The 21,137-nt window shown below is 68.6% G+C and carries 21 protein-coding genes; 5 read left to right on the top strand and 16 right to left on the bottom strand.

What is annotated here, in order from left to right; genetic code table 11:
* Positions 1-29 precede the first annotated feature (29 nt).
* A complete protein-coding gene (groL, locus tag HUA78_RS00435) occupies positions 30-1,673 on the bottom strand; it encodes a chaperonin GroEL (protein ID WP_141644806.1) in 1,644 nt (547 codons plus the stop codon).
* A gap of 36 nt (positions 1,674-1,709) precedes the next feature.
* Complete coding sequence (groES, locus tag HUA78_RS00430; RefSeq protein WP_002640434.1) at positions 1,710-2,000, bottom strand: co-chaperone GroES; 291 nt, start codon at positions 1,998-2,000, stop codon at positions 1,710-1,712.
* Between the two features lie 413 nt (positions 2,001-2,413).
* On the opposite strand from groES, the gene HUA78_RS00425 reads away from it, so the two are divergent.
* From HUA78_RS00425 to HUA78_RS00415, 3 genes are read left to right on the top strand one after another with little or no spacing between them, the layout of a single operon-like run.
* Positions 2,414-3,013: a hypothetical protein gene (locus tag HUA78_RS00425; protein ID WP_174453593.1), complete on the top strand. Its 600-nt coding sequence runs from the start codon at positions 2,414-2,416 to the stop codon at positions 3,011-3,013.
* Between the two features lie 19 nt (positions 3,014-3,032).
* Positions 3,033-3,674, top strand: a complete 642-nt coding sequence (locus HUA78_RS00420; RefSeq protein ID WP_174453594.1) for a hypothetical protein — start codon at positions 3,033-3,035, stop codon at positions 3,672-3,674.
* 39 nt (positions 3,675-3,713) lie between these two features.
* Complete coding sequence (locus HUA78_RS00415) at positions 3,714-4,193, top strand: NUDIX hydrolase (RefSeq protein ID WP_174453595.1); 480 nt, start codon at positions 3,714-3,716, stop codon at positions 4,191-4,193.
* Positions 4,194-4,202: 9 nt separating this feature from the next.
* Here the strand turns inward: HUA78_RS00415 and rpoZ are convergent, their stop codons facing one another.
* From rpoZ to HUA78_RS00370, 9 genes are all read right to left on the bottom strand, one after another.
* Positions 4,203-4,442, bottom strand: coding sequence for a DNA-directed RNA polymerase subunit omega (gene rpoZ, locus HUA78_RS00410; RefSeq protein ID WP_141644810.1), 240 nt, complete (start codon positions 4,440-4,442; stop codon positions 4,203-4,205).
* A gap of 141 nt (positions 4,443-4,583) precedes the next feature.
* A complete protein-coding gene (locus HUA78_RS00405; protein WP_174453596.1) occupies positions 4,584-4,937 on the bottom strand; it encodes a DoxX family protein in 354 nt (117 codons plus the stop codon).
* A gap of 12 nt (positions 4,938-4,949) precedes the next feature.
* Positions 4,950-6,590 carry a phosphoglucomutase (alpha-D-glucose-1,6-bisphosphate-dependent) gene (gene pgm / locus HUA78_RS00400; RefSeq protein WP_174475433.1) on the bottom strand — a complete coding sequence of 547 codons (1,641 nt, stop codon included), beginning with the start codon at positions 6,588-6,590 and terminating at the stop codon, positions 4,950-4,952.
* Positions 6,591-6,693: 103 nt separating this feature from the next.
* Complete coding sequence (locus HUA78_RS00395) at positions 6,694-8,325, bottom strand: MFS transporter (protein WP_174453598.1); 1,632 nt, start codon at positions 8,323-8,325, stop codon at positions 6,694-6,696.
* Between the two features lie 73 nt (positions 8,326-8,398).
* A complete protein-coding gene (locus HUA78_RS00390; RefSeq protein WP_174453599.1) occupies positions 8,399-9,355 on the bottom strand; it encodes a hypothetical protein in 957 nt (318 codons plus the stop codon).
* An 11-nt stretch (positions 9,356-9,366) separates the two neighbouring features.
* Positions 9,367-10,965, bottom strand: a complete 1,599-nt coding sequence (locus HUA78_RS00385) for a caspase family protein (protein WP_174453600.1) — start codon at positions 10,963-10,965, stop codon at positions 9,367-9,369.
* Positions 10,962-11,732, bottom strand: coding sequence for an ACP synthase (locus tag HUA78_RS00380; protein ID WP_174475432.1), 771 nt, complete (start codon positions 11,730-11,732; stop codon positions 10,962-10,964). The genes HUA78_RS00385 and HUA78_RS00380 overlap by 4 nt, the downstream gene beginning before the upstream one ends.
* Positions 11,729-12,271 carry a sigma-70 family RNA polymerase sigma factor gene (locus tag HUA78_RS00375; RefSeq protein WP_174453602.1) on the bottom strand — a complete coding sequence of 181 codons (543 nt, stop codon included), beginning with the start codon at positions 12,269-12,271 and terminating at the stop codon, positions 11,729-11,731. Before HUA78_RS00375 ends, HUA78_RS00380 begins: the two co-directional genes overlap by 4 nt.
* Before the next feature lie 25 nt (positions 12,272-12,296).
* The gene (locus HUA78_RS00370; RefSeq protein WP_141644817.1) at positions 12,297-13,271 is read right to left on the bottom strand and encodes a hypothetical protein; all 975 of its coding nucleotides are present in this window, start codon (positions 13,269-13,271) and stop codon (positions 12,297-12,299) included.
* A 208-nt stretch (positions 13,272-13,479) separates the two neighbouring features.
* On the opposite strand from HUA78_RS00370, the gene HUA78_RS00365 reads away from it, so the two are divergent.
* Together HUA78_RS00365 and HUA78_RS00360 are read left to right on the top strand one after the other, a co-directional pair.
* The gene (locus HUA78_RS00365) at positions 13,480-14,337 is read left to right on the top strand and encodes a nucleotidyltransferase (protein ID WP_371745463.1); all 858 of its coding nucleotides are present in this window, start codon (positions 13,480-13,482) and stop codon (positions 14,335-14,337) included.
* Positions 14,321-15,025, top strand: coding sequence for a metallophosphoesterase (locus tag HUA78_RS00360; protein ID WP_141644819.1), 705 nt, complete (start codon positions 14,321-14,323; stop codon positions 15,023-15,025). The genes HUA78_RS00365 and HUA78_RS00360 overlap by 17 nt, the downstream gene beginning before the upstream one ends.
* Before the next feature lie 7 nt (positions 15,026-15,032).
* Here HUA78_RS00360 and HUA78_RS00355 read toward each other — a convergent pair whose 3' ends face one another.
* The 5 genes from HUA78_RS00355 to HUA78_RS00335 all read right to left on the bottom strand — a co-directional run bounded on the left by HUA78_RS00355 (position 15,033) and on the right by HUA78_RS00335 (position 21,124).
* Entirely contained in the window at positions 15,033-15,401 is a 369-nt protein-coding gene (locus HUA78_RS00355) for a Rieske (2Fe-2S) protein (protein ID WP_141644820.1), read from the bottom strand.
* Complete coding sequence (hmgA, locus tag HUA78_RS00350; protein WP_174453603.1) at positions 15,398-16,735, bottom strand: homogentisate 1,2-dioxygenase; 1,338 nt, start codon at positions 16,733-16,735, stop codon at positions 15,398-15,400. The genes HUA78_RS00355 and hmgA overlap by 4 nt, the downstream gene beginning before the upstream one ends.
* Positions 16,736-16,765: 30 nt before the next feature.
* Positions 16,766-17,842, bottom strand: coding sequence for a 4-hydroxyphenylpyruvate dioxygenase (gene hppD, locus HUA78_RS00345; RefSeq protein WP_174453604.1), 1,077 nt, complete (start codon positions 17,840-17,842; stop codon positions 16,766-16,768).
* Positions 17,843-18,059: 217 nt separating this feature from the next.
* Positions 18,060-19,568, bottom strand: coding sequence for a DUF4340 domain-containing protein (locus tag HUA78_RS00340; protein ID WP_174453605.1), 1,509 nt, complete (start codon positions 19,566-19,568; stop codon positions 18,060-18,062).
* Positions 19,565-21,124 (bottom strand): Gldg family protein, encoded by a 1,560-nt coding sequence (locus HUA78_RS00335; protein WP_174475431.1) that lies wholly within the window; start codon positions 21,122-21,124, stop codon positions 19,565-19,567. The genes HUA78_RS00340 and HUA78_RS00335 overlap by 4 nt, the downstream gene beginning before the upstream one ends.
* Positions 21,125-21,137 lie beyond the last annotated feature (13 nt).

The raw sequence follows: 21,137 nt of genomic DNA, 5'->3' as shown, positions 1-21,137 counted from the left end.
CACCCCGGATGGACCGGGGTGGGGGGCGACTACATGCCCATGCCGCCCATACCGCCCATGCCGCCCATGCCGCCACCGCCGGCGGGGGCGTCCTTCTCGTCCTTCGGACGCTCGGCCACCATCGCCTCGGTGGTCAGCATCAGGGACGCCACGGACGCGGAGTTCTGCAGCGCCGTGCGGCTCACCTTGGCCGGGTCGATGACGCCCGCGGCCAGCAGGTCCTCGTACGCGCCCGTCGCGGCGTTGAAGCCGAACGAGCCCGTGCCTTCCTTGACCTTGTTGACGATGACGCTGCCCTCGAGGCCGCCGTTGCCGACGATCTGGCGCAGGGGCTCCTCGACGGCGCGGCGGATGATGTCCACGCCGAACTTCTCACCCTCGGCGAACGTCTGACCCTCCAGCGCCTTGAGGCACCGGATGTAGGCCACGCCACCGCCAGGAACCACGCCCTCCTCGACGGCCGCGCGGGTCGCGTTGAGCGCGTCCTCCACGCGGGCCTTCTTCTCCTTCATCTCCGTCTCGGTGGCCGCGCCGACGTTGATGACGGCCACGCCGCCCACGAGCTTCGCCAGACGCTCCTGGAGCTTCTCGCGATCGTAATCGCTGGTGGTCTCCTCGACCTGGGCGCGGATCTGCTTCACGCGCGCCTCGATCTCCGGCTGGCTGCCCGCGCCGTCGACGACGGTGGTGTTGTCCTTGTCGACGGTGATGCGCTTGGCCTTGCCCAGGTCCTGCAGGGTCAGCGTGTCCAGCTTGATGCCCAGGTCCTCGGCGATCATCCGGCCGCCCGTCAGGGTGGCGATGTCCTCGAGGATGGCCTTGCGGCGGTCGCCGAAGCCCGGCGCCTTCACCGCGCACACGTTCAGCACGCCGCGGATCTTGTTCACCACCAGGGTGGCCAGGGCCTCGCCCTCGACCTCCTCGGCGATGATGAGCAGGGGCTTACCAGCGCGAGCGACCTGCTCCAGGATGGGCAGGAGGTCCTTCATCGAGGAGATCTTCTTCTCGTGGATGAGGATGAGCGCGTCGTTCAGCACCGCCTCCATCCGCTCCGGGTCCGTCACGAAGTACGGAGACAGGTAGCCGCGGTCGAACTGCATGCCTTCGACGACGTCCAGCGTCGTCTCCAGGCCCTTGGCCTCCTCCACCGTGATGACGCCCTCCTTGCCGACCTTCTCCATCGCGTCCGCGATGATCTGGCCGATGGTGGCGTCGCCGTTGGCGGAGATGGTGCCAACCTGCGCGATTTCCTTCTTGTCCTTCGTCGGCTTCGCCAGCTTCTTCAGCTCCGCGACGATGACCGCGACGGCCTTGTCGATGCCGCGCTTGATGTCCATCGGGTTGTGCCCGGCGGCCACCAGCTTCGCGCCCTCGCGGAAGATGGCCTGCGCCAGCACCGTGGCGGTGGTGGTGCCGTCACCGGCGACGTCGGAGGTCTTGGACGCGACCTCCTTCACCATCTGCGCGCCCATGTTCTCGAACTTGTTCTCCAGTTCGATTTCCTTCGCCACCGTCACACCGTCCTTGGTGATGGTGGGCGAGCCGAAGCTCTTCTCGATGACGACGTTACGGCCCTTGGGGCCGAGGGTCACCTTGACCGCGTCGGCCAGGATGTTGACGCCACGGAGAATGGCCTCGCGGGCGCGTACGTCGAAAAGCAGTTCCTTCGCCATGATGGGAATTCCTTGAGTGAAGGGGTGGGGGACGGATTACTTCTCGATGACGCCGAGCACATCCTCCTCACGGAGGATGAGGTGCTCCTCGCCGTCGAGCTTGATCTCGGTCCCGGCGTACTTGCTGAAGAGGATGGTGTCGCCGGCCTTGATGTCGAGGGGACGCACCTTGCCGTCCTCCTGCACCTTGCCGTTGCCGACGGCGATGACCTTGCCCTCGAGGGGCTTCTCCTTCGCCGTGTCCGGGATGAAGAGGCCGCCCTTGGTCTTGTTCTCCTCGGCGACCCGCTTGACGATGAGCCGATCCTGCAGGGGACGAATCTTCATGGTCTGCTCCTTGATGGGCGCCCACCGTCCGGGATCTCCGGACGGCTCTCGGCGCCACTGGGGGTTGAAAAGGGCCGTGACGACCCGCGGCATTTAGCACTCACACCTTGCGAGTGCTAACGCCTAGGCGCGGCGGATAATAACCAGCGAAGTCGACCCGTCAAGCGACGCTGACTGCCCGTGCCCCGACATGCCAACCGTCTGGCATTGCTGCTCTTTTCCCCGCCGCGCACGACGCCGTGGAAGGACGCCCGCTCGTCGCCCCGCACGTGGAAATTGGCACTCGGGGTGGTCGAGTGCCAGCGCAAGTGCTTGGAATCATTGAAAGCGGGTTTTGCGACGAGGAGGGTCGATTGCTACCGTTCCCTTATTCCCGAAGGCGCCGTCGGCCGGGTGGAAGGACGGGAGTGTCGATGAGTCAACTGGTGGCGTCCCTGTCGCTGAAGGAGTTCTTCAAGTCGCTCCTGGACGAGGTCACTTCCCGCCAGCGCGTCTCGCTGGAAGAGGTGACGGAGTTCTATCTGGTGAACCTGCTGGCGGACTTCGCCAGCACCGACATGCTGTTCGACCGCCAGGAGGACGGCCGCAAGGGCCGCGAGCCCCTGGCGCTGCTCTACCACCAGGCGCTGCAACAGGAGCGCGAGGCGCGCATCCGGACGCTGCGGCGGCTGGGGGATGTCTCCCTCTACACCGTGGGCTTCTTCTCCGGCGCGCTCCAGGGCGGAGTGGTGGGGCCGGACTACTACATCCAGATGGGAGGCACGGCGTACGGCCAGGTGGCGGACCTGTCCCCTCGGGCGGGCTTCGCGGGGGTGTACCGGGAGCTGCACGACAAGTTCCGCTCGGTGGTGGAGGTGCTGGAGGAAATCTCGGCGCGAGGCATGGTCCGGGCCGGGCCCTCCGGGGCGTTGAAGGTCTACGAGTCGTGGGCGCGCACGGGCAATGACCGGCTGGAGCGCGTGCTGGTGGACGCGGGGATGATGCCGAACGCGAAGGGACAGCTCCCCAACTAGCCGTGGCACGGAGGTCGCGATGATTGGCCGCGTTCAGGACCACCTGGAGGCCATCTATGGCTTCACGTGCGAGGCTCGGGCGGAGGTCTTCGTGGTGGACACGGAGGCCGCCGTCCAGCTGGGCGCCACGGGGCGCAGTGACGAGGAGCTCCTGGTGCACGAGTCGGGGGACGCGCTGGAGATGGCGCTGTACCTGTCCCCCGCGCTGCTCGACAGGCTGAAGCCCTACGAGGCCGGGCCGCTGGGGTATCTGCTGGATGGAGACCTCGCCGGCTACTGCCAGGTGGCCGAGGGCGTCAGCCACTTCCTCTACATGGCGCACACGGCGGCGCACGGGCGGACGGTGTCCCTGCTGGAGCTGGAGGCCCAGGCGGAGGTGGACAAGTTCGCCATCTGCCTGTTGCACCGCTGGGGGGAGGGGGTGGGGGCGTGGGCGCAGGAGCTGCTCACCCGGCTGTTCGACAGGGTGTCCTACCGGGACAAGCTGTCGTCCCAGGAGCGCTGGCGGTACGAGGAGGCCAACCGCGTCTCCCGGCGCTTCTGCTCGCGGATGATGGGGCACGTCTCCGGAAGGCGGTTGGACAGGCTCCTGGCGGACCTCCGGTATGCCTACCGGCTGGGAGCGGAGGCGAAGCTGAGTCACTTCGTCCACGGTGGTTGAGTCCCCGCGGCCCGCCTCCTTCGGTTAGGGTAGGTGGGCATGCCACGCGAGGCGTCCGCAGGCGGGATTGTCATCCGGGAGAGTGACGGCACCTGGGAGGTGGTCGTCATCCGTCCGCATGGCCGTCCTCTGTGGGCGCTGCCCAAGGGGCACGTGGACCCGGGGGAGACTCCGGAGCAGACGGCGAGCCGCGAGGTCCACGAGGAGACGGGGCTCACCGCCGCGCTCATCGCGCCGCTGGGTGAGATTCGCTACGTCTACCAATTCAGGGGGCAGCGCATCTTCAAGCGCGTCCACTTCTTCCTCTTCCGCTACCAGGAAGGCGCGCTGGGGCCGCTGCCGGGGCCGCGCGTGGAGGTGGACGAGGTTCGCTGGGTGCCGGTGGGACAGCTGGTGCCCCTGCTCGGCTACAAGGGAGAGAAGGCCGTCGCCGCGCGCGCCGTGCGGTGGATGCGCGCCCAGGGGCTCATCCCGGAGGCCCCTTCCCCGGCCGCAAGGCCCGAGGGGAAGGGAACCTAGGACCTACGACTACTTGCGGGCGTCTTCGGGGGTGTACTTCCCGGACAGCGCCTCGCGCACGTCGCGGTCGAACTTCACGCGGCCCGTGGCCACCTCGCGCAGGGACAGCACGGGGGGCTTGTTCTTGGAGCTCTCGATGATGGGGCGGGCGCCGGCCATCAGCTGACGCGCGCGCTTCGCACCGAGCAGCACCAGCGCGAACCGGTTGTCGACGAGGGGGAGGCAGTCTTCGACTGTGACGCGAGCCATGGAACGTCCTTCGGATTTCGGTGGGGCTACCTGAAACGGTGAAAACTAAAGACCGCCCCGGGGGGAGTCAAGGAAGGACGCACGGGCAGGGCCGCCGGGCGGACAGGCGCTGTCCCACCCTGGAAGCCTGGATTCCGTGGATCAGGTGTACCACCAGGCCCAGGCGATGAGGACGACCTGGAGGGGCAGCCGGGCCCAGAGCAGGGGGGCGGGGACCTTCTTGAAGCGCTCGGGCTGGAGGGCCATCTGGAGGTTGGCCGGGAAGATGGCGACGAACAGGGCGATGAGTCCCCATGCGGACACCGCGCGCGTGGCGGGAACCAGCAGGCCCACGCCCAGCAGGACTTCCGCCACGCCGCTCAGGAAGACCAGGGGCCCGTGCCACGGCAGGTACGGCGGCATCATCCGCACGTAGGGGCGCGGGTTCACGAAGTGATTGATGCCACCGGCCACCATGAACAGGCCGAGCACGTACATCAGGACGGTCTTCACCATGTGCCGGGAGTCCTACGCCCCCGCGAAGGCCGTGTCGACGATGGAGCGGGCTTCCTGGAGGATGGCCTGGAGGTGGGCGTCGTCGCGGAAGCTCTCCGCGTAGATTTTGTACACGTCCTCGGTGCCCGACGGCCGCGCGGCGAACCAGCCGTTCTGCGCCACCACCTTGAGCCCGCCGATGTCCGCGTCGTTGCCGGGCGCGCGCGTGAGGCGCTGGAGGATGGGTTCTCCCGCGAGGCTCGTCGCCTTCACCGCCTCCGGTGAGAGCTTCTTCAGCACGGACTTCTGCGCGGGCGTGGCCGCCTGGTCGATGCGCGCGTAGTACGGCGTGCCGAAGCGCCCCGCCAGCTCCTGATAGTGCTGCCCCGGGTCCTTGCCGGTGCGCGCGAGAATCTCCACCGCGAGCAGGTCGAGCAGCATGCCGTCCTTGTCGGTGGTCCACACGGTGCCGTCGCGGCGCAGGAAGGACGCGCCCGCGCTCTCCTCACCGCCGAAGCCGAGCGAGCCGTCCAACAGCCCGTCCACGAACCACTTGAAGCCCACCGGCACCTCGACGACGCGGCGGCCCAGGCTCTTGGCCACGCGGTCGATGAGCCCGCTGCTCACCAGCGTCTTGCCCACCGCGGTGTCCGCCTTCCAGCCGGGCCGGTTCTGGAACAGGTAGTGGATGGCCACCGCGAGGTAGTGATTGGGGTTCATCAACCCGATGGAGCGGGTGACGATGCCATGCCGGTCCGAGTCCGCGTCGTTGCCGAAGGCGATGTCGTACTGGTCCTTGAGCTTCACCAGATTCGCCATGGCGTACGGCGACGAGCAGTCCATGCGGATCTTCCCGTCATGGTCCACCGGCATGAAGCGGAACGTCGGGTCCACCGTGGGGTTCACCACGCGCAGGTTCAATCCGTAGCGCGTGGCGATGGGCTCCCAGTACGCGACATTGGAGCCGCCGAGCGGATCCGCGCCGATGTGCAGCTTCGCGCCGCGCAGGGCCTCCATGTCCACCACGGTGCCCAGGTCCTCGACATAGGGCGTGATGAAGTCGTGGGGCTTCACCGTCGGGGACGTGCGCGCCTTCTCGTAGGGCGTGCGCTTCACGCCGGCGTTGCTGGTGCCGAGCAGCGCGTTGGCGCGGCGCTCGATGCCCGAGGTGACATTCGTGTCCGCGGGGCCGCCGTTGGGCGGGTTGTATTTGATGCCGCCGTCCTCGGGCGGGTTGTGGGACGGGGTGATGACGATGCCGTCCGCGAGCCCCGAGGCGCCCCGGCCTTTGTTGTACGTGAGGATGGCGTGGGAGATGACGGGCGTGGGCGTGGCGCCGTCGGTGAAGCGCACCTGGACGCCGTTGGCGGCCAGCACCTCGAGCGCGGTCTGCTGCGCGGGCGCGGACAGCGCATGGGTGTCCATGCCCAGGAACAGCGGCCCGTCGATGCCCTGCTGCTGCCGGTACTCGCAGATGGCCTGCGTCACCGCGACGATGTGGGCCTCGTTGAAGCTGGTGCGCGCGGAGGAGCCTCGGTGGCCCGACGTGCCGAAGGCGACGCGCTGCTCGGGCACGGCCACGTCGGGACGCTCCGCGTAGTAGCGCGCGCGCAGCTTCTCGGGGTCGATGAGGAGGTCTTCCGGCGGGAGCTTTCCAGCGAGGGGATGGGCCATGTCGCCGCCAACATAAACTCGCCGCGCGACGGATGGATCTCCCATGTGAGGGAGCTGTCCTCGGGTGGACCCAGACCCTCCCGGGCTCGAAGCGGGTGCCTCGCTACGAGCCGGTGGCGCCAGAGGGGGAGGGGGGCGCCTCCTGCTCGGGGAGGTAGAACGCCCCGGAGCGCGCGGCGAGCACCGCCGCGGTGAGCAGGCCCACCGTCAACCCGAAGACGGCGATGCCGGCCAGCGTCACCCAGTCGGTGACACCCGAGGGCTGGAACAGCGCGGTGAAGGGCGTGGCGAAATCGAAGCCCTTCTCCGGTGTCTTGCGCAGGTTCTGCACGGCGGTGAGCAGCGCTGTCGTCATCGCGCCCAGCACCATGCCCACGACGGCCGCGAAGGCGGCGCTGCCCATGAGGACGGGGCGGGTGACGGCGCGGGTGGTGGGGCGGCTCTGCACGTCGAAGTCCGGGTCCTTCACGCCCAGCGGCACGAAGCGCGCGAGCAGCAGCAGGCCGGGGATGCCGCCCACCATGGTGAACCAGAAGAAGGGCTCCCAGCCGATGGCGTACACGAGGAAGCCGGCGATGGGGCCCGCCACCACGCGCGGAATGGAGAAGAGGCTGGAGAGCAGCGCGAACTGGGTGGCGGAGAAGCGCTTCTGCGTCAGCCGCATCAGCAGCACGGAGAAGGCCCCGGTGCCCAGGCCCTGTGTCACGTTCTCGAAGCCGATGGCGATGTACATCAGCCACGGCGTGGGCGCCCCGGCGCGCGCGACGAGCACGTAGCCGATGTTGGACACAATCTGGATGACGCCGAACACCCAGAGCGCGCGGCCCAGGCCCAGCACCGTCGTCCACGCTCCGCCCACGAGCGTGCCGGCGATGGTGCCGAACAGGCCGATGGTGCCCAGGGCCACGCCCCGGTGCAGGTCGCTGTAGCCCATGTCCACCAGGAAGGGCCGCAGGAGCGTGCCGCCGAGGTTGTCGGCCAGCTTGTAGAGGAAGACGAAGGCGAGGATTTCGAGCGCCCGGTGCCGCGCGAGGAAGCCCACGAAGGGATACCAGACGGCGTCCTTGAGGGACTTCGGAGGCGTGAAGCGCTCCTCGGGCTCCGGCGCGAAGCGCGTGACGATGAGCATGGGCAGGTACAGCACCGCCAGCCCGATGACGACCCACTTCCACGACACGCGGCCCGCGAGCGTAATCGCCGCCGAGCCCGCGATGAACATGGCCGCGCGGTACACCGCCACGCGCGCCCCCACCGCCACGCCCTGCTCCTCCTTGCGCAGCACCTCCACCGCGTACGCGTCGATGGCGATGTCCTGCGTCGCCGCGGAGAACGCCACCGCCATGGCCAGCGCGCCCACCACCCACGCGGTCTCCGGATGTTCTCCGATGCCGGCGAGCGCCAAGGTCGTCGCGAAGAGGGCCACCTGCGCCACCGCCATCCAGCCCCGCCGCCGGCCCCAGAAGGGCGGCACATAGCGGTCCATCAGCGGCGACCAGAGGAACTTGAAGGACCACGGTGCCTGCGCCAGCGTGATGATGCCCACCACGCGGATGTCCACGCCGATGCTGCGCAGCCAGTCGGGGATGGCGATCCACACCAGGCCGAGCGGCAGGCCCGAGGAGAACGAGAGCAGCGTGACGGAGGCCGTCCGCCAGGAGGCCATGGCCCGCGCCAGACTGGCCCAGGTTCCCGGCCGCGCTGCCTGCTCTCCACTCTTGCCCTGCTGCTCGCTCATGGCGGCGGACTCTATACCAGCCGTGCTCGCGGCCCAGGGTGTCCCGCGCGCTTCCGCTCGGAGGGTTGGCCGGTTACCGGTCCAGCGCGGACATGTCCGGGCAGGAGCTGCGCAGGCCCTCGGTGGGGTTGAGGAAGTCCCAGCTCCGGGAGATGAACGTCACGCGGCCCTGCGCGTCCCAGCACTCGGTGTATTTGGCGCCCAGGATGTCGCCCTTGATGATCTCCAGGATGCCCGTCCCCCGGCCGTCCGGTGCCCAGCGCGTGGTGAGGGCCACGTCTTCGCGCAGTCCGCCCTGGACGAAGTCGGTGTCGAGGATCTGGAAGGTCATCTCCGCCAGGTCCCCCTCCGCCTCGCGGTAGATGTAGCGCGAAGGCAGCAGGGTGGGCACGTTGCTGACGAACACCAGCTCCACCCGCGTGGGGAGCTTCCGCGTCTGGTAGTGGATCTCCTCGCGGTCCAGGAAGGGGATGTCCAGGAAGCGCTCTTCCCGGGCCCGCTTCAGGTCCATGATGAGGCTGCCCTCTCCCTTGCGGACGCCGCCATTGGCCTGGAAGGAGCCCGACATGAAGCTCCACCACGCGTCCTCGCCCTCACCGACGTCCCGGTACTGGAGCTGGTAGTCGAACCGCTCCCCTTCACGCGTCATCACGAAGCGCGTGTCGAACTTCATGTCGTTGCGCCCCGGGATGGGCCCCCACACCCGACGGTCCGGCTCTCGCTTCGTGGGCGTGTACTGCTGGATGGCCTCCAGCGAGGAGAGGATTCCGTCCACCGCTTGGTTGAAGCGCAGGCCCGTCTCGTCCGTGTCGCCGACGATGCCCGACGAGTCCCCCAACCGTCCCGCCTGCTGCGCGGACTTGCTGGCCACACGTGCGCCCCAGGCTTCGCCTTGGGTCTTCCCCGGCATCGACGCCGTCAGGTCCTCGCGCCGGGGGAAGGCGTTGAGGAACTCCAGGTCGTCGTTGGAGAAGTCGCCGCCACATGCGGCCAGGGCCAGACACAGACAGATGGGCACCAGGTGTCGCATCGAACGCTCCCTCAAGGCTGATACGTGACGAGCGCGCCCAGCTCCCAGAAGCCCAGCGAGCGTTGCTCATCCACGGTGTAGAGGAGGTAGTGGAGCCGCGCGCGTCCCGTCACGTGCAGGCGCCGCAGGGGTTGCCACCGCAGGCCCGCCACCAGGCCCGGGGAGAACATCGCGTACTTCTGGTCCGGGTACGTCGCTTCCTCGAAGTCGCGGCGCATCACCAGATACGCCATGCGCGCGCCCACGAAGGGCGCCACGGTGCCTCGCGGCCACTCGGACGTGAGGGTCGTGCCCAGGCTCGTCACCGAATACTTGTAGGGCGGTCCACTCAGGGTCGGCAACGCCAGCAGCGCCTGTTTCCCGCCCACCGCCACGTCCACGCCCCACACCCAGTCGCGGCGGAAGTAGTCGTGAAGCTGCGCCTCCGCGCCCAGCATGCCCACCGACAGGAACAGCGACTGGCGCGTGGGCGCATCGAAGAAGGACTGCACGCCACCGGACACGCCCACCGTCCACCACGCTCCGCCCTCCGGCGCCGCGCCCTTCACCGGGTCGTCCGAGAACGGCGCGTCTCGCAGCCGCGCCTCTTCCAGCACCACCTGCCGTCCCCGGGACACTTCCACTTCGCCGATGCGCAGCCGGTCCGACAGCCTTCGCTTCACGCGGTACGTGCCGGGCGCGAGCGCCACGCGGCGCTCCACGTCGGGCGTCTTGTCCAGCTCCGCCACCACCATGCCGCCCGGGTCCACGAAGTAATACATGCCCGCGGGCGCGAGCCCTGGCACCACCAGCCCGTCGCCGCCCGCGCGCAGGTCCGTCAGCACCAGGTCCCCGTTGCCGGCGAGGTCGTAGCTGAACGTCGGATGCTGAGCGCCCCCGCTGCTGGCCGCCGTGTCCGCCACCGTGCGGGCGTAGGCATGCGAGTACGCCTCGAACAGCGTCACGCGTCCGTCACCGCTGCGATCCGCGTCACCCAGCAGGCCACTGGCCAGATGGTGCGAGAAGTAGCTGCCGCGCAGCGCGTCCGACTCCTGCGAGTCCTCGTCCGCCGAACTGGAGGTGAGGATGACCAGGCCCCGCGCATCGCGCGCCGCGCCGGACTCGATTTCGAAGGCAGGTGCCCGTCGCGCGCCCTTGGTGCGCGTCAGCGCGCCAGAGCGGCACGAGTCGAGAATCGCGATGCGGATATCCGCGGGCGCGTTCGACAGCCGCTGCTTGAGGTCTTCGAAGCCCAGCCGCGTGTTGCCCAGGCGCAGCGTGCCGTCCTTCGCGTGGCCGGAGTAGTAGACGAGCAGCGCCGTGCGCTCACCTCGCGCCCGAGCCTCCTTCGCTCGGGCCTCCAACTGCGTCAGCGCCGCGAGGAAGTCCTTCGAGGACTCGTTGAGCAGCAGCATCGCGTCGCCGGGCGCGACACCGCCCAGGCGCGCCAGCAGGCCGTGCATCTTCCGCGCGTCGTCCTGTGCGAAGCGCAGGGGCCGCGTCTCGTCGCCGCCCTCGTCGTTGCCTGCCACCAGCGCGAAGCGGCGCAAGCTGTCCGCATGCGCGGCCGAGGCACCGAGCACGAGGAGGGCGGCCAGCGCGCGCCAGGAAGGAAGCAGGGGAGGGCTCATGGCTTGAACAGCACCCAGTGCGTCTGCGCACCCGGCACGTCGAGCTGGGACATCCGCTCCACCTCGCCGTTCGCCGCCGTGAACGCACGACGGGTCGCCTCCACCACCGACTCCACCGTGAACGGTTCATCCCCGAGCACCAGCACCACGCGCTCGGCCCCGGAGCCGGTGAACTCCCAGCTCCCTTGCAGCCAGTGCACGTCCTCGCCGGACTCCACGGGGGCGCTCGCGCCGGACTCCGGATGCAGCGCCGTCACCTCGCCGATGGCATCCACGGACACGGCGGCCACGTAGCGGTGGGTGCCCGCCTTGTAGCCCAGCATCACCCGCTCACCCGGTTCCAGGGCCTCGGGAGCCTCCGGCTTCACCTCGCGCTGGGGCCCAGGACCTCCGCCGATGCGCAGCTCCGCGATGTCCGCGCCGCCCTTGCCCCGGTCCCAACCCGGACCCTGATTCAGCAGCGGCCGGGCCAGCACCACCATCAGCACCGACGCGGCCAGCGCCACCGTCGGAGCGAGCCAGCGCCGGGGGGAGGGCTTCAGCGCGTCACGCCGCTGCTGTCGCTCCAACGCGCGCTGCACTCCCAGCTCGAAGCGCTCGAAGGGAAGCGCTGCTTCGAAGCGGGCCTGGTTCGACTCGAGGCCGCTCAGCACGGCGCCACACGTGTCGCAGCTCGCCGCGTGGGCGCGCGCGCGGGTGGCCTCGGGCGAGCCCAGCTCACCGGCCCTCAGGCGTCGCAGTGTCCACTCCGACTCGTGCGCGCTCATCGAACCCTCAGCTCCTCTCCACCCAGCGCGGCGAAGTGCTCCAGCCGCTTGCGAATCGTGGGCACCGAGCGCCCCAGCAACGCCGCCACCTCTTCCAACGTCATCCCATCCACGTGGTAGTGCACCACCGCCGCCTGCGTCTCCGCATCCACCCGGGACAGCAGCCGGCGCACCAGGTCCCGCGTCTCCATCTCTCCCGGACCCCCATGGGCTTCCGGGCGCGCGGCCGCGTCCCGCTCGAACCACTGCCTCCAGCCCGCCCGCTCCGAGCGGAGCTGGTTGAGACAGTGGTGCGTGGCGATCTTCATCAACCACGTCAGCGGCGAGGCATCCGCGCGGAAGTCGTCCGCGTGGACAAGCGCTCGGGCGAACACGTCGTGCATCGCGTCCTCCGCCCTCGCCGCGTCCTTCAACAGGTAGCGGCAGCGTCCCATCACGCTGCCGCCGTACCGCGTGTAAAGGTCGCGCAGGAAGTCCCGCCGGTCCTGCTGGGGACCCCCCTGGATGACCCTGAGGGCCGGCTGGCGCGTTCCTGTCACGCGCCGCAGACTACCGCGAGCCGGCTCACAGCGTGGAGTAGACCGCCGTGCTGAAGCTGCCGCAGGCGCTCACCGTCCCGTAGCCGATGGCCGGGTTGTAGCTGACCGCGTGGTAGGCGCTTCGGAAGTTGCTGTCCCAGCACTCGTTGATGGTGGCCTCGCCGAACAGGTCTCCGCCCGACAGCTTGATGTCCGAGCGACCGAGGCCCGTGCGCTCCCAGCGGCTCTTGATGGACAGCTTCTCCAGCTTCGAGCGCGTCGGGTCCACGTCGATGTTCTGCTTCACGACGTAGTCCAGCTCGCCCCCGGTGCCCGGGGCCTGCTTGAAGCGATAGTTCGCGCTCGCCAGCGTGCCTCCGCCGGCATCCACCTGGAAGTCCGCCTCCACGGAGGCCACCGCGTTCGGGGCCGTGCGCGCGTAGCGAATCTCCATCGTCGCCACGCCCGTCTCGCCCTCGTTGCCAGGCAGGGAGTTGTTCTTCTCCCAGTCGATGAGGAACTGTCCGGAGCCATAGCCGGAGCGGCGCTCGCCATCATCATCGACCGCCGCCGTGTGCGAGCCGGCCAGCACCGTCTTGAAGTTCGTGTCGGGCTCGATCTTCGCCTTGGCCGCCAGCACCCACCCGTAGGTGTCGTCATCGGTGCGCGTGACGGTCAGCTTCCAGGTGATGGGGCTCAGGGCCTCCGTGTGCGGACCCCACACCGCGACGTCGCCCTGGATGGAGGACGGCGGGTGCTTGACGATGGCCTCGATGAGGCCGAGCACTCCCAGCGTCCCACCGTTGATGCTCGCGGCGGCGGCCACGGTGAGCACGTAGTACTCCGACGTCTGGTTCTCGGCGGAGGCCGCGGTCAGTCCCTGACCGTCCGGGCCGGGCGAGGCCACTTCCACCATCTGCTTGGAGGGAAGTCCCTCGCGGAACGAATCGGCGTCCTGCTTCGAGTCAGGATCGCAACCGGCGAGCAACAGGGAGGCGCACAGCAGGCTCTTGCGCAGCATGGTCCTTCTACCTTTCGGATGGCCCCCGGCGGGCCGTGCAGCAGCGTGTTCGCCTCAATGGACACAGCCCCGCCGAAAAACAGAAAGCACGCCTGCCTGGTTCTGAAATGCGCTGGGATTCCAGGGGGTTGGAGGTCGCTCGGACGCCCCTCGGGCGACTTCACCCGGCCTTCGGACGGCGGAAATGCACCGTCCCTACCTTTCGCCCATGGAAAAACGACACCCCAACCATCCCGGGGAGATGGGCACGGACGCCTCGCTCGCGGAACGGGAGCGCACGGCGGATGAAATCAACGCCCGCGCACGGGCCGTGGGGCTGTTGCGCGACGCGGGGGTGCCCTTCGTGGTGGGAGGTGCGTACGCATACGCCACCTATACCGGCATCTACCGGGACACGAAGGACCTGGACCTGTTCCCCCGCAAGGCGGACGCGCTCCGGGCGCTCCAGGTGCTGGAGAAGGACGGCTGGCGCACCGAGCGCACCGACGAGGTGTGGCTCTACAAGGCCTTCAAGGGTGACTACTTCGTCGACTTCATCTTCTCGTCCGGCAACGGCGTGGCGGTGGTCGACGACGAGTGGTTCCAATTCGCCAAGACGGCCACCGTCTTCGGGCACGAGTGTCTGGTGGCGCCCGCCGAGGAGATGATCTGGTCCAAGGCCTTCGTCGTCGAGCGCGAGCGCTACGACGGCGCGGACGTCAACCACCTCATCCTCAAGGCGGGCCACGTCATGGACTGGGACCGGCTGATGCGCCGGTTCGACCGGTACTGGGAAGTGCTGCTCAGTCACCTGATGATGTTCCGCTTCGCCTATCCCTCCGAGAGGGACCTGGTGCCGGAGTGGGTGATGGCGGAGTTGATGCGCCGCACGCTGGACAGCATCCGCGAGGGGCGCTGGGAGGAGAAGCTGTGTCGCGGCAACCTCGTCTCCAAGGTGAACTACCACGTGGACATCCACCACTGGGGGTTCAGGGACGGGCGGGCCTGGGACGAAAACGAACGACAGCAGGGGGGCGAGCGTGGCGAGGGATCCGAGCTCGAAAATTCGATTGGCGGCAGTCGGTGACCTGCACTGCCGGGAGGACCAGCACGGACGCTTTCGCCACCTCGTCAAGCAGGTGAACGCCACGGCGGACCTGCTGGTGCTGTGTGGGGACCTCACGGACCGCGGCATGCTCGAGGAGGGCAAGGTGCTCGCCGAGGAGCTGTCCGCGCTGCGGGTGCCGTGCGCGGCGGTGCTCGGCAATCACGACTACGAGCACGGCCAGGTGAAGGACATCTGCGCGGAGCTCGCGAAGGTGGGCATCCACATCCTCGATGGGGACCACTTCATCTTCGAGAAGGTGCTCGGCGTGGCTGGCGTGAAGGGCTTTGGCGGCGGCTATGGCAACGCGACGTTGCAGGCCTTCGGCGAGGCGCAGACCAAGGGCTTCGTGCAGGAGGCGGTGACGGAGTCGCTGAAGCTGGAGGCGGCGCTGAGCCACCTCGACACGCCGAGGAAGATCATCATCATGCATTACTCCCCCATCCCGGAGACGCTGGAGGGGGAGAACATCGAGATCCGCCCCTTCCTCGGGACGAGCCGGCTGGCGATGCCCATTGATCACTACGGCGCGGAGGCGGTGTTCCACGGACACGCGCACCACGGCGCGCTCCAGGGCAAGACGAAGAACGGCATCCCCGTCTTCAACGTGGCCATGCCCCTGCTGGCCCGGCACACGCCCGACCAGCGCTACGTGCTGCTGGAAGTGTGAGCCGGACTCAGGCGGTGACGACCATCCCGGCTTCCACCTTCACGGGCCAGGACGTCAGCGACGCACCGCTGCACGGGCCGCCGACGCACTTCCCGTCGTCGGGTTGGAACAGGGCGCCGTGCCACGCGCAGACGATGAGCTGCTTGTCCGGCGTCAGGTAGCGGTCCAACACGCGCGCCAGCGGGAGCCCGGCGTGGGGGCACCGGTCCACATAGCCGTGGACCTGGGTGCCCTTGCGCACGAGGAAGCCGTGGAAGAACGCCTCGCCAATCTGGAGCACGATGTTGCGCGAGCCCGGGTCCTCCAGCGAGTCCACCGGGCAGAGCTCGACGTCGGAGGGCGTCGTCCAGACGCGCTGCCTTGGAGGCAGGCTCAAGGCAGTCGGGCCTTCTCGAACCCGGCCCAGCAGTCGTCGTAGTCCAACTGCATCGCCGGCGTCTCCACCGCGAAGCGCGTGGGGCGGATGGTCCACCGGGACTCGAACATGAACGCGAGCGTGTCCTGAATCTTGTGCGGCTTCAGGTCCGCGCGGAGGGCCTGCTCGTAGCTCGCCCGGTCCGGACCGTGGCCGCTCATGCAGTTGTGCAGGGACGCGCCGCCCGGAGCAAAGCCTCCGGCCTTCGCGTCATAGACACCCTGCACCAGCCCCATGAACTCGCTCATCACGTTGCGGTGGAACCACGGCGGCCGGAACGTGTTCTCCGCCACCATCCACCGGGGCGGGAAGATGACGAAGTCGCAGTTGGCCGTGCCCGGTGACTCGCTGGGCGAGGTCAGCACCGTGAAGATGGACGGGTCCGGATGGTCGTAGCTCACCGTGCCGATGGTGTTGAACCGCGACAGGTCATACTTGTACGGCGCCAGATTCCCGTGCCACGCCACCACGTCGAGCGGGGAGTGGTCGAACTGGGACGCCCACAGGCGCCCCTGGAACTTCTGGACGACCAGCGTCGGGCGGTCCACGTCCTCGAAGGCGGCCACGGGCGTCAGGAAGTCGCGCGCGTTCGCCAGCCCGTTGGAGCCGATGGGCCCCAGGTCTGGCAGGCGGAAGAGGGCGCCGTGGTTCTCACAGATGTAGCCCGACACCGGCCCTTCGGGCAGCTCCGCCCGGAAGCGCACGCCCCGGGGCACCACGCCCATCTCGCCGGGCCGCAGGTCCAGCACGCCCAGCTCCGTCACGAGCGTCAGCCGCCCGGCCTGCGGAACGATGAGCAGCTCGCCGTCGGCGTCGTAGAACACCTTGTCCGTCATCGACCGGTTGGCGAGGTACAGGTGGATGGCGATGCCCGCCCCCGTGCCTGGGTCTCCATTGCCCGCGTAGGTGACCAGGCCCTCGACAAAGTCGGTGGGCGCGGTCGGCGCCGGCTGGGGACTCCAGCGCAGGCGGTTGGGCGTGGGCGGGACCTCGTCGAACGGACCACCGCGCAACAGGCCCTGGGGATGGACCTTGTACGCGGGATGGTTGGCGCTGGGCCGCAGCCGATACAGCCACGAGCGCTTGTTCTCCCGGCGCGCCACCGTGAAGGCCGTGCCGGAGAGCTGCTCCGCGTAGAGCCCGAACGGGGCGCGCTGCGGCGAGTTGCGCCCCACGGGCAGGGCACCCGGGACGGCCTCCGTGGCGAACTCATTGCCAAAGCCGGAGAGATAGTCACCGGGCGCCTGTCGGAGCCCGCTCTTCGGAGGTACCGCGGTTCGATTCTCGAGAGTCACCGTGTCGCTCCTCCGAAGTCGGGCCGGAGACTACTTCCGGGTCTTGTCGACCTTGATGACGCCGCGGCGGATCTGATCCAGCTCGATGGACTCGAACAGCGCCTGGAAGTTGCCGTTGCCGAAGCCCTCGTTGCCCTTGCGCTGGATGATCTCGAAGAAGATGGGCCCGAACAGGTTCTCGGTGAAGATCTGCAGCAGCAGGCCTTCCTGCTGATTGCCGTCGATGAGGATGCGGTTCTTCCGCATGCGCTCCAGGTCCTCGCCGTGGTTGGGGACGCGCGAGTCGACCAGGTCGTAGTAGGTCTCGATGGTGTCCTGGAGGTCCACGCCGCGAGCGCGCAGCTTCTCGACGGTGCTGTAGATGTCCTGCGTGGCCAGGGCCAGGTGCTGGATGCCCTCGCCCTTGTACTCGCGGATGAACTCCTCGATCTGCGACTTCTCGTCCTGGCTCTCGTTGAGCGGAATCCGGATGGCGCGGTCCGGCGCAATCATCGCCTGGCTGAACAGGCCCGTGGCCTGGCCCTTGATGTCGAAGTACTTCTGCTCGGTGAAGCCGAAGATGCGGTTGTAGAAGGACGACCACGTCCGCATCTCACCCCGGCGCACGTTGTGCGTCAGGTGGTCCAGCGACTCCAGGCCCACGCTGTTGCGGGCCTCGGCCTCGACGGCGCCGGGAATCTGGGTCCACGAGTCGTAGATGGTGCCGCTCGGACCGTGGCGGTCGATGAGATACAGCAGGCTGCCACCGATGCCCTGGAGGACATAGAAGCCCTCGCCCAGGGAGCTGGCGGCGGGGTCGGCCGGGATGGCGCCGCGCTCCAGCGCCATCTCGTAAGCGGTGCGGGCATTGGCCACGCGGAAGGCCATCGCGTTGGCGGACGGGCCGTGGGCGGCGCGGAACTCGGCGGCCTGGCCCGTGGTCTCCCGGCTGATGAGCAGGTTGATATCACCCTGCTTGTAGCGAACCAGGTCCTTGCTCGGGTGCTTGGAGAAGGCGGTGAACCCCAGCATCTCCACCAGCTTCACCATTGCCTCGGGGGCGGGGCTCGTGAACTCCACGAACTCGAAGCCATTCAGTCCAAGAGGGTTTTCCGCCGTGCTCATCATGACCCAGCCTCCGCGAAACGTCTGCGAGTGTGCCTTGGAAGGTAGGGAGTGGCGGCCAGGGAGGAAAGCACAAAGCACTGCCAGAGAATGTCAGGCCCTTTCACAATCTTCAGAGGGAGGGCCCACGCGAATGCGCACGGGTGGCGCGTCAAACGCGGCACCGCGTCGCGTCACCTACGGAGGGTCGTGAATTGTCACAGCAGGCGCGGGCTCATCCTCACGGACCGCGTGCTTCCGTGGGCTCCGGTGCGGGGGCGCCTTCCATCAGGTCTTCAGCCCGCACCGGCAGCACGAGTCCTTCGATGGAGACCTCCATCACCTCGGGCCCCGAACCCCGCACATAGCTCAAGCCCGACGAGTCGGGCACGTCGCCGCCCAGCCACAGTCGCGCCAGCTCGCGTCCATCCGCGCCCAGCAGCACCGCGCCGCGTGAGGCCTCGTCGATGCCGTACTTCGCCCAGCTTCGAGGCTTTGCGTCTCCGAAGCTCGTGGCCTTCAGTGCGCCCATCGCGCGCAGCAGGGAGACGACGCGGAAGTGCTGGGCCTTGCCTTGCTTCGGTGACTCCACCCGCCACGACTCCGTGCCGCCATCCGTCTCCGAGGCGTTGACCAGGATGATGGGGGCCGCGCCTCCGCCAGGGTGGAACACCACGCGTCGCACGTCCTCGCGCCGGAAGCTCAGCACGTGCTTGTCCTTCAGTTCGTGGACGTCCACGTCGAGCACCGTGAGCGCGCCGTCCGACACCTCGGCCAGCACCGCGTCTGGGCCCTGCTCCCGCAGCGCGTGGATGCGCGGAGTGCCGTCCTCCATCACCTGGGCGAGTCGGATGCGCACGGGCTCGCCCGAGAGCGGAGTGAAGCGCGCATCGACGAGCGGCGACTCCAGTCCCAGCTTCTTTCGCGTCTGCGCGGAGTCCGGGGGGAAGGCGAGCGCCCGGTGCTCCTTCAAGTTTTTCAACAATGTCGCCACCCGAGCCTCGTCCGCGCGCTCGGCCACGGGTTTCGTCAGGCGCCACTTCGTCGTGCCCGTCTCGTGCTGCAGCACGTAGCTTCGCTCCTGGGCCCGCACCTCGATGGACGCGAGCGCAGTCGCTTCCAGTCCGCCGAGCAGCTCCTTCGAGCGCAGCGCGAAGGTGTCCTTGTCCAGGCTCCACCGCACCGAACCCTGGGCCGCGTAGACCTTCGAGTCCCCGTCACGACGCACGTACACGGACCCGTCGAAGGTGTTCTCGACGCCCCCATGCAGCGTCACCGTGTGCTGGCGGCTCGGGACGTCTTCGCCTCCACCGCTCGCGTCTGGCAGGAAGGCATGCGCTGTCACGCTGAAGACGGGCGACTTGAGGCCGTACTTCTCCAGGTCGGCGTCGGTGGGCGCGTCGTTCACCAGGGGGCTCGACGCGGTGCTCCCCAGCGTCTCCAGCAGGGCCTCCACCGCGGCGGCCTCCGCGCGTGCCTTCACGGGAGCGACGAGTTGCCACGCGCCATCCGGCTCGCGCGCCAGCTCCGTGGTGTCGCCCTGGGCCCGCACGGTGATGCGAGTGAACACGGGCGCGGCGGCCTTCGCCCCCTGTGTCGCGCCGGACGGCGGGGCGAACAGTTTCTCTGACACCGCCGGGGTCTCGGAGCCTCGCCGCGAGGTGCCGTCGGAGCACGCGGACAAGGTCAGTCCTCCCGCGCCCAGCGCGAGGACCGCCACCGTCACGAGTCCCTTGCCCGTGGCGCTCACTTGTTCCGCCGGGTCAGCCAGATGGCCAGTCCCAGACCCATCATGGTGAGGGGGAGCAGGTCGGTGGAGATGAAGCGGATGTGGTCCATGTCGTCCGCGTCCAGCTCCAGCGTCGACACCTCGCGGTCCGGGGGGCGCAGGGTGACCTTGGTCACCTGATTGGAGGCCCAGCCCAGCGCGTTCATCACGAGGTTGCGGTTGGGCTCATGGCCCCAGTTCGGATCCAACAGCAGCTCCGCGTCACCCATCACCACGAGTCGCGCCTCGTCGAAGCGCTTGTTGGCGGCGTTCTTCGTGTCGCGGACGATGGCGGCCACCAGCGTGAGCTGGCCCGTCTTTTCGCCATCGGAGGGGACCGCGTTCTCTTCCGGCTTCGTCTCCACCCAGCCGTACTGAGAGGTGTGCACCACGGGCTCCACGCGCACGCCTTCCGCGAATCCCTCGCGCAGCAGCGTGAGGCTGCGCGGCGTGGGCAGCTCCACGTTCAGCCCGCGCTGCCGCAGCGGGAGCACCATCGCGTGGTTGCTGTAGAACCGTGAGAGCACCACGTAGGGATTGCCGCTGTTGAACTGCGCGTCGGCGGCGATGCCCTCGTCGAGCTGGATGCCGTACTCGGCCAGCAGCCCGCCCAGACCGTCCTCCAGCCCCGCGTCCGTGAAGTAGAGCAGCCTGCCGCCGCCCGCGAGGTACTTGCGCAGCACCTCCACCTCCGGCGTCGTGAAGCGCGCGCGGGCACCCGCGATGATGACCAGCGAGGCATCCCGGGGCACGTCCGTCGCGCCCGCCAGGTACATGGCCTCCGCGCCGTAACCCTCCTGGAGCAGCTGCCTACGCAGCTCGGACATGGTGGCGCCCGGGTCATTCGGGGCCGCTTCGTCCTTGGCCAACGGCCACTCACCGTGGCCGGTGACGAAGTACACCCGCTGCGTGCCCACCGCGTTCAGCTTGATGAGCGCGTTGGTCAGGTCCTGCTCGGAGACGGCCTGCAGCGTCGTGTGCGCCTCGCCACGCACCAGCACCACGCTCGCCTGACCCTCCTTGAGCTGGTACTTCGCGGCCAGGTCCGGGCTGCGGCGCGCGTCCTTGAACGTGTACTCGAAGTGCTCCGGCGCCTGCGCGCGGTAGCGCTGGAACAGCGTGTCCAACAGGCCGTAGGACTCGTGCGTCGGAGGCACGAAGCCAATGGCGAGGACCTTCTCTGGCAGGGCCTCCAGCGTGGCGAGCGTCTGCGGCGCCAGCGTGTGGATGCGCCCCTTCGTCAAATCCCAGCGAGGACTCTTCTGGAAGGCGACGTAGTTGAGCGCCACCAGCGCGAGCAGGGCGGCGAACACGGTGAGTCCCGTGCGCAGGAAGAAGAGGCTGGAGCGGTGCGAGGCGAGCTTGCCGAAGTGCTTCAGGTTCGTCGCCAGGTACACGCCGAGCAGCGCGAGGCCCACAGTCGCCTTCACACCCGCGGCAATGGGGTTGCCGGAGGTGACGAAGAGGGTGAAGGGGCTCGACAGCAGCAGCAGGAGCCCGAAGGCGCCCAGGTATCGACCGAGGAGGGTCGCATTCATGTGCGGGGATTCC

The organism is Myxococcus sp. CA033, assembly GCF_013336625.1.
Classification (GTDB): domain Bacteria; phylum Myxococcota; class Myxococcia; order Myxococcales; family Myxococcaceae; genus Myxococcus; species Myxococcus llanfairpwllgwyngyllgogerychwyrndrobwllllantysiliogogogochensis.
Note: the sequence above shows the minus strand (reverse complement) of the source record. Positions and strands in the feature narration are given on the sequence as shown.